We start from the raw sequence: 11,661 nt of genomic DNA on the forward strand, positions 1-11,661 counted from the left end.
GTTCCTAGTGAACCCTCTCGGTAAGAATCTCGGGACCGTTATCCGTAAGAGCCACAGTATGCTCAAAATGAGCGGAAAGTTTACCATCATAAGTAACAGCCGTCCACCCGTCTTCAAGTATCTTCGTTCTCTCAGACCCCTCGTTTACCATGGGTTCTATGGCAATTACCATTCCTGAACGAAGCTTCACTCCCCGTCCCGAGCCATTCGGGGGAATAAAATTCGGGACCTGCGGTTCCTCATGGAGTTCCCTGCCTATGCCGTGACCGACAAAGTCCCTGACTATTGAAAAACCCTCGCCCTCAACATAGGTCTGTATCTCTTTTGATATGTCCATAACCCTGTTTGAACTTGTCACCATGTCTATTCCCCTGTAGAGGGAATTTCTGGTGACCTGAAGCAGTTTCTGCGCAATGGGCCCGATTTTGCCGATCGCAACCGTTATCGCCGAGTCAGCGTAATAACCGTCGAGTACAACTCCGAAATCTATTCCTACTATGTCTCCGTTCCTAAGCACCTTTTTCTTGGAGGGGATACCGTGCACTATCTCTTCGTTAAGCGCGAAGCATACCGACGCGGGATAATTCGCATAGCCCTTAAAAGCGGCCTTAAAGCCTCCCGCCGCACACATTCTTTCCGCGATCTCGTTAAGCTCCCAGGTAGTCACGCCTTCCCTTGCCTCTTCCTCAAGTCTCATAAGCACTTCGGAAACTACCCTGCCGGCGGTCCTCATCCGTTTTAACTCTTCTCTGTTCTTCAAGCGAATCATTGCTGCAACTGCCCGAGTACGCCGTCTATTCTCCCGGCGATATCCGATATTTCTCCCACTCCTTCGACCGTACGCAGAACACCGGCCTTCTCGTAGAAATCCTTAAGAGGAGAGGTCTGATCTTTGTAAACCCTCAGCCTGTTCCTTATAACATCCTCCGTGTCGTCCCGCCTGCCCTCTATTTTCTGGCGTCTGGTTATTCGCTCTACAACCTCCTGGTCGGAAACTTCTAGGGAAATAACCGCGTCAATGCCGATTCCTGCATCGGCGAGAATATTGTTAAGAGATCTCGCCTGTTCCAGGGTCCTCGGAAAACCGTCAAGCATAAAACCTCCCTCGCCAAGAGCGGATATTTTCTGCCTTATTATTTCCGTTACGACCTCGTCGGGCACGAGTTCCCCCTTATCCATAAACGATTTTGCGTAAAGTCCGACCTCGGTCTCATTTCTCATGGCTTCACGCAGCACGTCCCCGGTCGATATATGCGCAACTCCGTATTTCTCTTTTATGAAATCGGCCTGCGTTCCCTTTCCCGCCCCCGGCGGTCCAAACAGTATCAGTCTCATAATTCCTTTGATATTCTCCTTTTCGTCAGAACCTGTACCTCTGCGGTTCTTTCATGCCCCTCTTTTTCATAAATCCTTCGTAACTGTGAGTTATCAGAAAAGATTCGATCTGCTGCATGAAATCAAGCGTTACCCCTATTACAATCAGAAGCGACACGCCCCCGAAGTAAAACGGCAGATTAAAAGGTTCTCTCTCAAGAAACGCCGGCAACACGCAGACCGCCGCTACGTATATAGCTCCTATAAACGTAATTTTCCCGAGCACATTGCCTATGTATTCCGATGTTTTCCTCCCAGGTCTTATTCCCGGTATGTTCCCCCCGTTTTTCCTCAGGTTATCCGAGAGATCATCAGGGTCGTATATGATTGAGGTGTAAAAGAAAGCGAAAAATATTATGAGTATGGCAAAGATCAGGTTGTATACAAATACGTTCTGGAACACCAGGTCCGAGAAACTGCGAAGAGCCGGCAGATCAGCAAACGTAACAATCGTAGCGGGGAAGATAAGAAGCGAAGAGGCAAAAATCGGCGGGATGACCCCCGAAGGATTAGTTTTAAGCGGCAGATGGGAACTCTGCCCTCCCATTACCTTTCTTCCCACAACCCTTCTGGGATACTGAACCGGTATTTTTCTGTAGGAACGCTCAAAATAAACTATAAGACCCATAAGAAAGCCAAGGAAAACAAAAATAAGAAGAACTCCGAGAATACTAATGTCCCCGGTGCCAACAAGCCTCGAGAGGTTCCAGAACGCCCCCGGAATACTGGCAATTATCGATGCGGCAATAAGAAGAGACATTCCGTTTCCGATTCCGTTCTCCGTTATCTGCTCCCCAAGCCACATAACGAAGAGTCCACCCGCGGTAAGGGTAAGAACAGCTGTGATCTTGAACATCAGCCCAGGATCCGTAACGGCGCTTGCGACGGTCGCCGCACCTACTCCGCCACGCTCAAGGGTTACGGCCAGCATAAAACCCTGAACGAGGCATATAAGAACGGTGCCGTATCTTGTGTACTGATTTATTCTTCTCCTTCCGGCATCGCCCTCTTTCTGCATGGCTTCAAGAGAAGGAAAGGCCTTTACCAGAAGCGACATGATGATTGACGCAGTAATGTAAGGCATCACTCCCAAGGCGAAAATCGATGCCTGCTCAAGAGCGCCTCCGGAGAACATATTAAGTATGTCGAAGATCGTGCCGCGGGTCTGCTCGAACATCTTAGCAATCTGGTCCGGGTCGATTCCGGGGATCGGAACGAAAACCCCCGCCCTGTAAACAACGAGCATCGCGGCGGTAAAAAGAAGCTTCCTGTTAAGCTCGGGAATTCTGGGAAGTGACGCGACGTTACTGCTCATACTATCTCCACTTTGCCTCCCGCGTCATTCACCTTGCGCGCGGCCGCATCACTACAGGCGTTAACCGTTATGGAAAGCGCCGAGGCAATCTCTCCAGTGCCTAGCAGCTTCACGGGCTTTTTGCCGCTTACTATTCCCGCATCTACAAGTGCCTGGATTGTCACCGACCCAGCGTCGGAAAAGCGCTCCAGATCCTTTAGGTTAACTATGTCGTACTGTTTTTTGAATATGTTGGTGAAGCCTCTTTTCGGGCTTCTCATTTTAAGCGGGGTCTGGCCACCTTCAAACCACCGGGATACCCCTTTCCCCGAACGGGATCCCTGGCCCTTATGCCCCCTTCCGCTGGTTTTTCCTTGGGAACCCGCACCTCTCCCTACCCTTTTTCTTTTCGCTTTCGCTCCCTTGATCGGTGAAAGTTCGTTTAACATTTCCTTTTCCGCTCCGCTGTTAAGCGCGTGTTTTACCGCTCCGCGCCGTAGTAATTAGGAAGATCGAGGTCCTTTATCTCTTTGTTCCTCGTCTTCGCAATTTCTTCGGGAACCTGCAGTTCCGAGAATCCCTTTATAACCGCCATAACAACATTAAGCGGATTCCTTGATCCGACAACCTTGGAGAGAACATCATGTATTCCGGCAAGCTCAACCACCGCCCGCACCGCGCCACCGGCTATAACACCGGTACCAGGGGCAGCAGGCAGAAGCATAATCTTGCTTGATACGTATTGCGTGCGGACTCCATGGGGTATGGTGGTGCCGTTCCTCGGCACCCTTATAAGACTTTTCTTGGCTTTCTCAACTGCTTTTCTGACAGCGTCGGGAACCTCGTTTGATTTGCCGAGACCCGCACCCACTATTCCATCGGAGTTTCCGACCACGGCAAGAACGGTGAAGTGGAACCTCTTCCCACCCTTGGTCACCTTCGCGACCCTCCTTATGTGAACCACTTTCTCCTGTAATTCAAGTTCCGCCGGATTTATTTTCTCCTCTGCCAAAACCAAAGCCTCCTTAAGTTTTTCTCCTAGAACTCCACTCCCGCCTCGCGGATTCCGTCGGCAAGCGACTTCACCCTTCCGTGGTAAGCGTAGCCCCCTCTGTCAAAACGCACCTTCTTTATACCTTTCTCAACGGCCATCTCTCCGAGATGCTTTCCAACCTCTTTGGCCACATCGGTTTTCTTCATATTTTCCCCGGAAAGCCTCTTCTTGGTTTCAGAAAACATTGTCGATGCCTGAAGAAGGGTGGTTTCCGCAGTATCGTCTATCAGCTGGGCATATATATGCTTTGCCGAACGGAAAACAGAAACTCTCGGCACCTCCACGGTACCGCTTATCTTCTTCCTAACGGTAAGATGTCTTCTTTTGCGCGCCAGATTTCTGCTCTTTTTCTTTATCATTACTTAGCCGCTCCAGCTTTTCCGGGTTTAAGTCTTAGTTTCTCGCCCTCGTAACGAACGCCTTTACCTTTATAGGAATCAGGCGGCCTTATTTTCCTTATGCGAGCCGCGGTCTCTCCCACAACCTGCTTGTCTATTCCGTAAATCGAAAGCAGTGTGCCCCGTTCCTCCACAGTAGCCTCCACACCTTGGGGAAGGGGGAAATCAACCGGGTGGGAATAGCCAAGCGAGAGCCTAAGCCCCGTTTTGCCCACAAGATCCGCCTTGTAACCCGTACCGGTTATGCGAAGCACCTTTTTAAATCCTTCGCTCACCCCTATCACGGAATTGTTAATGAGGCTTCGCGTAAGACCGTGAAAAGACTTTATTCTTTTCTCATCGCTCTGCCTGGAAACAACTATTGCTCCGTCCTGAAGCGTGGCTTTTATGCCCTCAGGCACAGAGACCTTAAGGCTTCCTTTAGGTCCCTTGATCTCAACAGACCCCCTTCTGGACGTCGCCGTCACTCCATCGGGAACAACCACCGGTTTTATTCCTATTCTTGACATCCGTTTGTCCTCAGATCACCGTGCAGAGGATCTCCCCGCCTATGTTCTGGCTCCTCGCAGCAACCCCGGTCATTATTCCGCTTGAAGTGGAAAGTATTGAAATTCCCATTCCTCCCCGGACCCTCGGAATATCATCCTTGCCTACGTAAACCCTTCTCGATGGCTTGCTTATCCTTTTTATCTCCTCTACGGCCGCCTTGCCGTCAGGACCGTATTTCAGCTTGACAGTTATGGTCTTCTTTACCCCTTCTTCGGTGATTTCATAACTCTCCACGTAGCCTTCCTCAGTAAGAACCCTGGCAATCTCGCCTTTTATAACAGAACCGGGAATCTCGACCTGATCGTGACCGACCATAAAGGCATTCCTTATCCTGGTTAACATATCTGCAATCGGATCCGTCATTTTTTCTCCAACATCTATCTTAGAAACTCGCCTTTCTAACGCCCGGAAGATGTCCCTTACTGGCAAGAGACCTGAAGCAAATCCTGCAAATGCCGAATTTCCTCATGAAACCTCTAGGTCTTCCGCAAAGCGCGCAACGGTTAACCGCGCGCACGCGAAATTTTGGCTTTCTCTTCGATTTCTCAAGTAACGCTTTTCTTGTCATAATCCCTCTCTCTTAATTCTTCGAAAACGGCACCCCGAGACAAGCGAGAAGCTCCATAGCCTCAGCGTCCGTTTTTGAAGTCGTAATCAGACTCACGTTCATACCCTTGTTGTACTGAACCTTGCTGTAATCTATTTCAGGAAAAACCAGATGCTCTCTTATTCCCAGAGTATAATTGCCCGAACCGTCAAAAGCCCGGGGTGAAAGGCCCTTAAAATCTCTTACCCTTGGAAGAGCCAGATTCACCAGACGGTCGAAAAACTCATACATCCTCTCCCCCCGAAGCGTGACCATGCAGCCTATCGGCTGACCTTCCCTGAGCTTAAAACCCGCAACGGACTTGCGCGCCTTGGTAATCACCGGCCTTTGTCCCGTTATGTCCGCCAGTTCCGAGACAGCTTCATCTATTACCTTTGTCTGCCTGCCCGCTTCACTAAGCCTCCCAAGCCCCATGTTCACAACAATCTTCTCAAGCCTGGGAACCTGCATGGTGTTTCCGTAGGAGAACTTCTCAACCAGTGCGGGCACGGCCTCGCGCATATACAGATCTTTTATTCTCGGAATCATCTTCTCAGATTTCCTTTCCAGTTTTCCTGTTGTATCTTACTTTTCCGCCATCCTCTCCAATCCTGTAACCGACCTTTGCGGGCTTTCCGCTCTCAGAATCGTAGAGCATCAGGTTTGAGACGTGGATTCCTGCCTCTTTCTCGATAATTCCACCACCTGGGTTCTTCTGGGTCGGTCGGCTGTGCCTCTTTATGATGTTGAGCTTTTCCACAAAGGCCTTTTCTGCATCCCTGTCAATTCTCAGCACCTTACCGGTTTTCCCCTTCTCCTTGCCCGCAACCACATAGACCGTATCCCCGGCCTTTATGTGAAACTTTCTTTTCCCAGCAGACATGTTCATACAACCTCCGGGGCAAGCGAGATAATTTTCATGAAACCCTTGAACCTCAGTTCACGCGCGATCGGCCCGAAAACCCTCGTGCCTATCGGCTCGTTCTCCTTGTCTATAATAACGGCGGCGTTATTATCAAAGCGCACATAGGTACCATCGGGCCTTCTCTGCTCCTTTCTCACCCTGACTATTACCGCCTTGTGAACAGAACCTTTGTCCACCTTGGACTTCGGAATGGCCTGCTTGACCGAAACCACAACCACATCTCCAAGCCGCGCGTATTTTCTCCCGGAACCTCCAAGGACCTTTATGCAGAAAAGTCTTTTGGCTCCGGTGTTATCCGCCGAATCCAGATATGTGCTTGACTGAATCATTTCTTCTCTCCCGTCGTCCGTGGAGTCAAAAAACCCGCCTTATGCGCCTGCGCCTTGGCTGACCACCTTGCCCAGCCTCCACCTTTTGGTCTTGCTGTGGGGTCTTGACTCTATTATTACAACCTTGTCCCCGATGTTGCACTCGTTGCGTTCGTCATGGACCTTAAATTTCCTGCTCACTCTTATCTGCTTTTTGTATCGGCCGTGACTCTTGGTCCGCTGCACTTCCACAATCGCGGTCTTGTCCATTTTGTTTCCCACCACAACCCCCGTTCTCGTCTTTAACTTTCCTCTTTCCATATAATCAACTCCCTGAGACGATATCCCGCTGCTTCTTTATGGTAAGTATTCTTGCAATTTCTCTTCTCAGTTGTTTTATTCTTGCGTTATTTGAGTTCTGTCCGGTAGCGACCTGTATCCTGACGTTGAAAAGCTCTTCTGCCGCATCACGGTGGCGTTTGCTCAGTTCCTCGGGCGTGAGGTTTCTTAGTTCTTCGGTATTTGTCGCCATCAGACAAGCTCCTCCTCGCTTCTGGTTACTATCCTGGTTTTAAGAGGAAGCTTGTAGGAAGCAAGTCTTAAGGCCGAGCGCGCAAGTTCTTCACTTACTCCGGATATCTCGTAAAGGAATTGTCCTCTTTTTACCGGAGCTACGTAGCTGTCAACATCCCCTTTACCCTTTCCCATCCTGGTCTCGGCGGGTTTTTTGGTAATGGGTTTATAGGGGAATATCCTTATCCAGAGATTTGCCCCTCTTTTTACATGCCTAGTGATAGCAATACGGGCGGCCTCTATCTGTCTTGATGTAATCGTCCCGTTTTCCACGGTCTGAAGCGCGAGATCCCCGAAAGCGAACTTCGTCCCCCGAGTCGCAGCTCCCCTGTTTCTTCCCTTGAACTGCTTTCTGTACTTCATCTTTTTAGGCTGAAGCATCGGTATCTACACCCTCATGGGCCTCACTTGCCCGTTCTTTTGTCTTTTTCTGTATTATCTCGCCCTTGAATATCCAGACCTTCACACCTATCACTCCGTAGGTAGTCGACGATTCGGCAACCCCGTAGTCAAGGTCCGCTCGGAGCGTTCCCAAAGGCACTCTTCCTTCCCTATACCATTCCCTTCTCGCTATCTCGGCTCCGCCCAGACGGCCGGAGACCATGACTTTTATTCCCAAAACTCCGGCTCTGATGGAGGAAGAAAGCACTCTTTTCATGGCTCTTCTGTACGCAACCCTTCTTTCAAGCTGAAGAGCAAGGTTCTCCGCAACTAGCTGCGCGTCGGTTTCGGGTCTTTTTACTTCCCTTATATCGAGAAATATGCCTTTTCCGGTCATCCCCTGAAGTTTTTTCTTCAGTTGCTCTATTTCCTGACCCTTTCTTCCTATGATGATCCCGGGCCTTGCCGCGTACACAAGAATTCTGACCTTGTCCGCCGCAGCCCTTTCAATCTCAATGTTCGAGATAGCGGCCTGATAAAAGGTCTTTTTTATGTAGTTGCGGATTTCTATATCCTCTTTGAGTAAAGACCTGTACACCTGCTTCTCGGCAAACCACTTGGAATCCCACGACCTGGTTATTCCAATGCGAAGTCCTATAGGATTAATTTTCTGGCCCAATTCAGAATCCCCTCTGTTCAAGTACTATCGTTATATGACTCATCTTGCTCTTACGGGCAAAAGCCCTTCCCATCGCCCTGGCCCGAAAACGTTTGAGCGTCGGGCCCTGCGTCGCGTAGACTTCCTTTACGTAAAGGGAGTCAATGTCGCTGTATCCTTTCTCGGAGGCGTTGGCTACCGCCGACTTCAGCACCTTCGAGATCAGCGGCGAGACCCTCTTGCGGGCGGAGAGCAGAATCGAGGAAGCCTCTTCAACGCCCTTGCCCCTTATGAGGTCAAGAACCACCCTAGCCTTTTTCGGCGACACCCTAGCATATTTATGTACTGCTTTAGAAACCATCTGTTATTCTCTGTTATTATTATCTTTTCCTAGCTTTTCTGTCACCCGCATGACCGTGGTAAGTTCTCGTGGGAGAGAACTCGCCCAGTTTATGTCCGACCATCTGTTCAGACACAAACACGGGGATAAATCTCGTTCCGTTGTGAACCGCGAAAGTCATTCCTATCATCTCCGGTATTATCATTGAGGCTCTTGACCAGGTCCTGATGATTTTCTGGCTTCCGGAACTCTGCGCCTGCTCAACTTTCTTCATAAGTTTTTCGTGTACGTACAGTCCCTTTTTGCTCGATCTTGCCATCTGAAGCTCCCGCGATTAATCCATTCCGTAGCCAATTCTTCTCGGCTTAACTATGTACTTGTCCATTCTCTTGTTGTTTCTTGTCTTTTTCCCTATCGTAATCCATCCCCAAGGTGAAACCGGATGGGGATTTCCCTTGGTCGCCTTGCCTTCTCCTCCCCCATGGGGATGATCGACCGGATTCATTGCCACCCCGCGAACCGTGGGCCTCATGCCCTTGTGGCGTGACCTCCCGGCCTTGCCCCAGACTATGAGTTCGTTTTCGGTGTTGCCGATTCTTCCCACGGTAGCCATGCACCGCAGGTGAATAAGTCTTATCTCTCCGGAGGCAAGCTTTATCTGGGCATAGTTACCGTCTTTTGCGACAATCTGCGCTGCCGAACCGGCGGAACGAACCAACTTCCCCCCGCCTCCAGGTCTCATTTCTATGTTGTGAATAACCGTACCCACAGGAATATTCTCTATGGGAAGAGCGTTTCCGGCCGAAACTTCCACCCCGGGTCCGGAGTTCAATTCATCACCCACTTTAAGACCAGCAGGAGCTATAATATATCTTTTCTCACCGTCAGCATAGGCAAGAAGCGCTATTCTGGCTGAACGGTACGGGTCATACTCAATCGAGATGACTCTGGCTGGGACTCCGTGCTTGTCCCTTTTGAAATCTATTATCCTGTAGCGTTTTTTGTGACCGCCACCTTTTCTGAAGCTTGTAATTCTTCCGTTTGAGTTGCGGCCGGAGTTTTTCTTAAGCGAAACGGTAAGGGACTTGTGGGGCTTTTTGGAGGTTACTTCCTCAAAATCAAACCCGGACATGAACCTTCTTCCCGGAGATGTGGGGTTATATTTCTTTACTCCCATGATCAAACTCCCTCAAACAAGTTGATTTCTCCTTCCCTGAGCTTCACGTAAGCCTTTTTAACCGCAGATCTCTTTCCTACAACCCTGCCGAATCTCTTCACCCTTTTCCCAGGAAGCACAAGCGTTCTCACCTTGTCCACTTTGACACCGAAGATCTTCTCGACTGAGTCCTGTATCTCCTTTTTGTTGCATCTTCTGTCAACGGAGAAAACATACCAGCCATCCTCTCTGGCTTCGGTGCTTTTCTCAGTAATTATAGGAAGCTTTATGATTGATCGTGGATCTTTCATGAGAGTCTCTCCTGAATTCTTTCAACAGAATCCCGCACCATGACTATATTTTTGTGTTTAAGCAGGTCGTATACATTAAGTCCTTCATCTCTCAGCACCTTTACGTCAGGGATGTTCCTGGCAGATTTGTGAAGATTTTCATTATCCGAACCGACAACCACAAGGGCTTGGGAAAATTCAAAATCCTTCATGAATTTCGCTACCTGTCTGGTTTTTATTTCCGGAAGCTCAAAACTGTCAAGCACGACTATAGCCCCCTCACTGAAGCGGCTTGAAAGAGCTGAGACAAGCGCCCCCCTCCTGACTTTCTTCGGAATCGGGTAAGACCAGTCTTTCGGCTTCGGTCCGAAAACCACGCCACCTTTGCGCCAGATCGGGGAACGTCTGGACCCCGCCCTCGCGCGACCCGTGTGTTTCTGTTTCCAAGGCTTTGCCCCGCCACCGCGGACTTCGCCTCTTGTTTTGGTGGACGCAGTTCCAGCCCTTCTTTTGGCAAGCTGCCAGTTGACAACTTCATGAAGCAGGTGTTTTTTCACCGGAGCTTCAAAGATCTCGGAGCTAAGCTCCATCGTCCCCACTTTTTTCCTGGCGATGTCGTAGACGTCAACTTGAAGCATCTTTCGCCCCCTTTGACGTGTGCCGGAGAAAGACAGTTCCTCCCACCGGGCCCGGAACTGATCCCTTTACAAAAAGAAGATTTTTCTCAACATCTATATCAACAACCTTTACACCCTGAACCGTTACATTCTTTCCGCCCATGCGCCCCGGCATCTTAATGCCTTTCCATACCTTGGCCGGATACGAAGCCTGCCCTATGGAACCGGGTCTTCTGTGAGCCATGCCACCGTGGGACATAGGCTGTCTTGAGAAATTATGGCGTTTTATGGTTCCGGCAAACCCCTTGCCTTTGCTCTTAGCGGTGACATCAAGGACATCTCCTACCTTAAAAACATCAACTTTTACCACATCCCCTATGTCGTAATCATCAACCGTGGCGGAGAACTCTTTGAGCTTTGCTGTGGGACTCACTCCGGCTTTTGCGAAATGTCCCTTCATGGGACGCGTAACTCTCTGGGGCTTTACCTCTTCAAAACCGAGCTGAACGGCGTCGTAGCCGTCTGTATCCTTGGTTTTCTTCGAAACCACCAGGCATGGACCCGCTTCAACAACGGTAGTGATGACCTTCACCATGTCGTCGTTGAAAAACTCGGTCATTCCCCTTTTTTTTCCTATAAGTCCCTGAATCATTTTTTTACGAGCCCGTAAGTTTTATCTCCACTTCCACACCCGAAGCAAGGTTTAGTTTCATCAGTTCGTCTATTGTCTGCTGTGTAGGTTCAAGTATATCCACAAGCCTTTTGTGCGTTCTTATTTCGAAATGCTCTCTTGAGTTCTTGTTCACGTGGGGACCACGCAGCACGCAGTACCTGTTTATACTGGTTGGAAGCGGCACCGGACCGGCTATTCTCGCACCGGTTCTCTTGGCGGTATCGACAATTTCCTCCGTGGAATTATCAAGAAGCCTGTAGTCAAAAGACTTAAGCTTTATTCTTATTTTCGAAGCCTTACCCATCACTCAATAATCTTAGTTACTACCCCTGCCCCCACTGTTCTTCCACCTTCTCTTATCGCAAACCGAAGCTGCTCTTCCATCGCCACCGGCGCTATCAGCTCTACGTCCATGCTCACATTATCCCCTGGCATTACCATCTCCACTCCCTCAGGCAATACCACCGCCCCTGTCACATCCGTCG

24 protein-coding genes are annotated in these 11,661 nt (G+C 49.7%); all 24 read right to left on the reverse strand.

Annotated elements, in window-relative coordinates; all coding sequences use genetic code 11:
* Positions 1-4: 4 nt before the first annotated feature.
* Positions 5-769, reverse strand: coding sequence for a type I methionyl aminopeptidase (gene map, locus F4X55_03065; GenBank protein ID MYC39977.1), 765 nt, complete (start codon positions 767-769; stop codon positions 5-7).
* A complete protein-coding gene (locus F4X55_03070) occupies positions 766-1,338 on the reverse strand; it encodes an adenylate kinase (GenBank protein MYC39978.1) in 573 nt (190 codons plus the stop codon). The genes map and F4X55_03070 overlap by 4 nt, the downstream gene beginning before the upstream one ends.
* 22 nt (positions 1,339-1,360) lie before the next feature.
* A complete protein-coding gene (secY, locus tag F4X55_03075; GenBank protein ID MYC39979.1) occupies positions 1,361-2,689 on the reverse strand; it encodes a preprotein translocase subunit SecY in 1,329 nt (442 codons plus the stop codon).
* Positions 2,686-3,117, reverse strand: a complete 432-nt coding sequence (locus F4X55_03080) for a 50S ribosomal protein L15 (protein ID MYC39980.1) — start codon at positions 3,115-3,117, stop codon at positions 2,686-2,688. Before F4X55_03080 ends, secY begins: the two co-directional genes overlap by 4 nt.
* A 32-nt stretch (positions 3,118-3,149) precedes the next feature.
* The gene (locus tag F4X55_03085) at positions 3,150-3,680 is read right to left on the reverse strand and encodes a 30S ribosomal protein S5 (GenBank protein ID MYC39981.1); all 531 of its coding nucleotides are present in this window, start codon (positions 3,678-3,680) and stop codon (positions 3,150-3,152) included.
* A 26-nt stretch (positions 3,681-3,706) separates the two neighbouring features.
* Positions 3,707-4,081 carry a 50S ribosomal protein L18 gene (locus F4X55_03090; GenBank protein ID MYC39982.1) on the reverse strand — a complete coding sequence of 125 codons (375 nt, stop codon included), beginning with the start codon at positions 4,079-4,081 and terminating at the stop codon, positions 3,707-3,709.
* The gene (locus F4X55_03095; protein ID MYC39983.1) at positions 4,081-4,629 is read right to left on the reverse strand and encodes a 50S ribosomal protein L6; all 549 of its coding nucleotides are present in this window, start codon (positions 4,627-4,629) and stop codon (positions 4,081-4,083) included. The genes F4X55_03090 and F4X55_03095 overlap by 1 nt, the downstream gene beginning before the upstream one ends.
* Before the next feature lie 10 nt (positions 4,630-4,639).
* Complete coding sequence (rpsH, locus tag F4X55_03100) at positions 4,640-5,032, reverse strand: 30S ribosomal protein S8 (protein MYC39984.1); 393 nt, start codon at positions 5,030-5,032, stop codon at positions 4,640-4,642.
* 19 nt (positions 5,033-5,051) lie between these two features.
* Positions 5,052-5,237, reverse strand: a complete 186-nt coding sequence (locus tag F4X55_03105; protein ID MYC39985.1) for a type Z 30S ribosomal protein S14 — start codon at positions 5,235-5,237, stop codon at positions 5,052-5,054.
* 12 nt (positions 5,238-5,249) lie between these two features.
* Positions 5,250-5,804 (reverse strand): 50S ribosomal protein L5, encoded by a 555-nt coding sequence (gene rplE / locus F4X55_03110; GenBank protein ID MYC39986.1) that lies wholly within the window; start codon positions 5,802-5,804, stop codon positions 5,250-5,252.
* Between the two features lie 4 nt (positions 5,805-5,808).
* Positions 5,809-6,138, reverse strand: a complete 330-nt coding sequence (locus F4X55_03115; GenBank protein MYC39987.1) for a 50S ribosomal protein L24 — start codon at positions 6,136-6,138, stop codon at positions 5,809-5,811.
* Positions 6,139-6,140: 2 nt separating this feature from the next.
* On the reverse strand, positions 6,141-6,509 hold the full coding sequence (gene rplN, locus F4X55_03120) for a 50S ribosomal protein L14 (protein MYC39988.1): 369 nt from the start codon (positions 6,507-6,509) through the stop codon (positions 6,141-6,143).
* A gap of 39 nt (positions 6,510-6,548) precedes the next feature.
* Positions 6,549-6,809, reverse strand: coding sequence for a 30S ribosomal protein S17 (gene rpsQ / locus F4X55_03125; protein ID MYC39989.1), 261 nt, complete (start codon positions 6,807-6,809; stop codon positions 6,549-6,551).
* A gap of 4 nt (positions 6,810-6,813) precedes the next feature.
* Complete coding sequence (locus F4X55_03130; GenBank protein ID MYC39990.1) at positions 6,814-7,020, reverse strand: 50S ribosomal protein L29; 207 nt, start codon at positions 7,018-7,020, stop codon at positions 6,814-6,816.
* Positions 7,020-7,442 (reverse strand): 50S ribosomal protein L16, encoded by a 423-nt coding sequence (gene rplP, locus F4X55_03135; protein ID MYC39991.1) that lies wholly within the window; start codon positions 7,440-7,442, stop codon positions 7,020-7,022. Before rplP ends, F4X55_03130 begins: the two co-directional genes overlap by 1 nt.
* The gene (gene rpsC / locus F4X55_03140) at positions 7,429-8,121 is read right to left on the reverse strand and encodes a 30S ribosomal protein S3 (protein MYC39992.1); all 693 of its coding nucleotides are present in this window, start codon (positions 8,119-8,121) and stop codon (positions 7,429-7,431) included. The genes rplP and rpsC overlap by 14 nt, the downstream gene beginning before the upstream one ends.
* A 1-nt stretch (position 8,122) precedes the next feature.
* Positions 8,123-8,461 carry a 50S ribosomal protein L22 gene (locus F4X55_03145; protein ID MYC39993.1) on the reverse strand — a complete coding sequence of 113 codons (339 nt, stop codon included), beginning with the start codon at positions 8,459-8,461 and terminating at the stop codon, positions 8,123-8,125.
* Between the two features lie 19 nt (positions 8,462-8,480).
* Positions 8,481-8,759, reverse strand: coding sequence for a 30S ribosomal protein S19 (rpsS, locus tag F4X55_03150; GenBank protein ID MYC39994.1), 279 nt, complete (start codon positions 8,757-8,759; stop codon positions 8,481-8,483).
* 15 nt (positions 8,760-8,774) lie between these two features.
* On the reverse strand, positions 8,775-9,617 hold the full coding sequence (rplB, locus tag F4X55_03155; GenBank protein ID MYC39995.1) for a 50S ribosomal protein L2: 843 nt from the start codon (positions 9,615-9,617) through the stop codon (positions 8,775-8,777).
* Between the two features lie 2 nt (positions 9,618-9,619).
* Positions 9,620-9,907: a 50S ribosomal protein L23 gene (locus F4X55_03160; protein MYC39996.1), complete on the reverse strand. Its 288-nt coding sequence runs from the start codon at positions 9,905-9,907 to the stop codon at positions 9,620-9,622.
* Positions 9,904-10,524 (reverse strand): 50S ribosomal protein L4, encoded by a 621-nt coding sequence (rplD, locus tag F4X55_03165; protein MYC39997.1) that lies wholly within the window; start codon positions 10,522-10,524, stop codon positions 9,904-9,906. The genes F4X55_03160 and rplD overlap by 4 nt, the downstream gene beginning before the upstream one ends.
* Positions 10,511-11,155: a 50S ribosomal protein L3 gene (locus F4X55_03170; GenBank protein ID MYC39998.1), complete on the reverse strand. Its 645-nt coding sequence runs from the start codon at positions 11,153-11,155 to the stop codon at positions 10,511-10,513. The genes rplD and F4X55_03170 overlap by 14 nt, the downstream gene beginning before the upstream one ends.
* Before the next feature lie 4 nt (positions 11,156-11,159).
* Positions 11,160-11,480: a 30S ribosomal protein S10 gene (rpsJ, locus tag F4X55_03175; protein ID MYC39999.1), complete on the reverse strand. Its 321-nt coding sequence runs from the start codon at positions 11,478-11,480 to the stop codon at positions 11,160-11,162.
* The coding region (tuf, locus tag F4X55_03180) for an elongation factor Tu (protein ID MYC40000.1) at positions 11,480-11,661 on the reverse strand (182 nt) is incomplete at its 5' end. The genes rpsJ and tuf, both read right to left, overlap by 1 nt.

The sequence above is a fragment of the Candidatus Dadabacteria bacterium genome (assembly GCA_009840385.1).
GTDB lineage: Bacteria > Desulfobacterota_D > UBA1144 > Nemesobacterales > Nemesobacteraceae > Nemesobacter > Nemesobacter australis.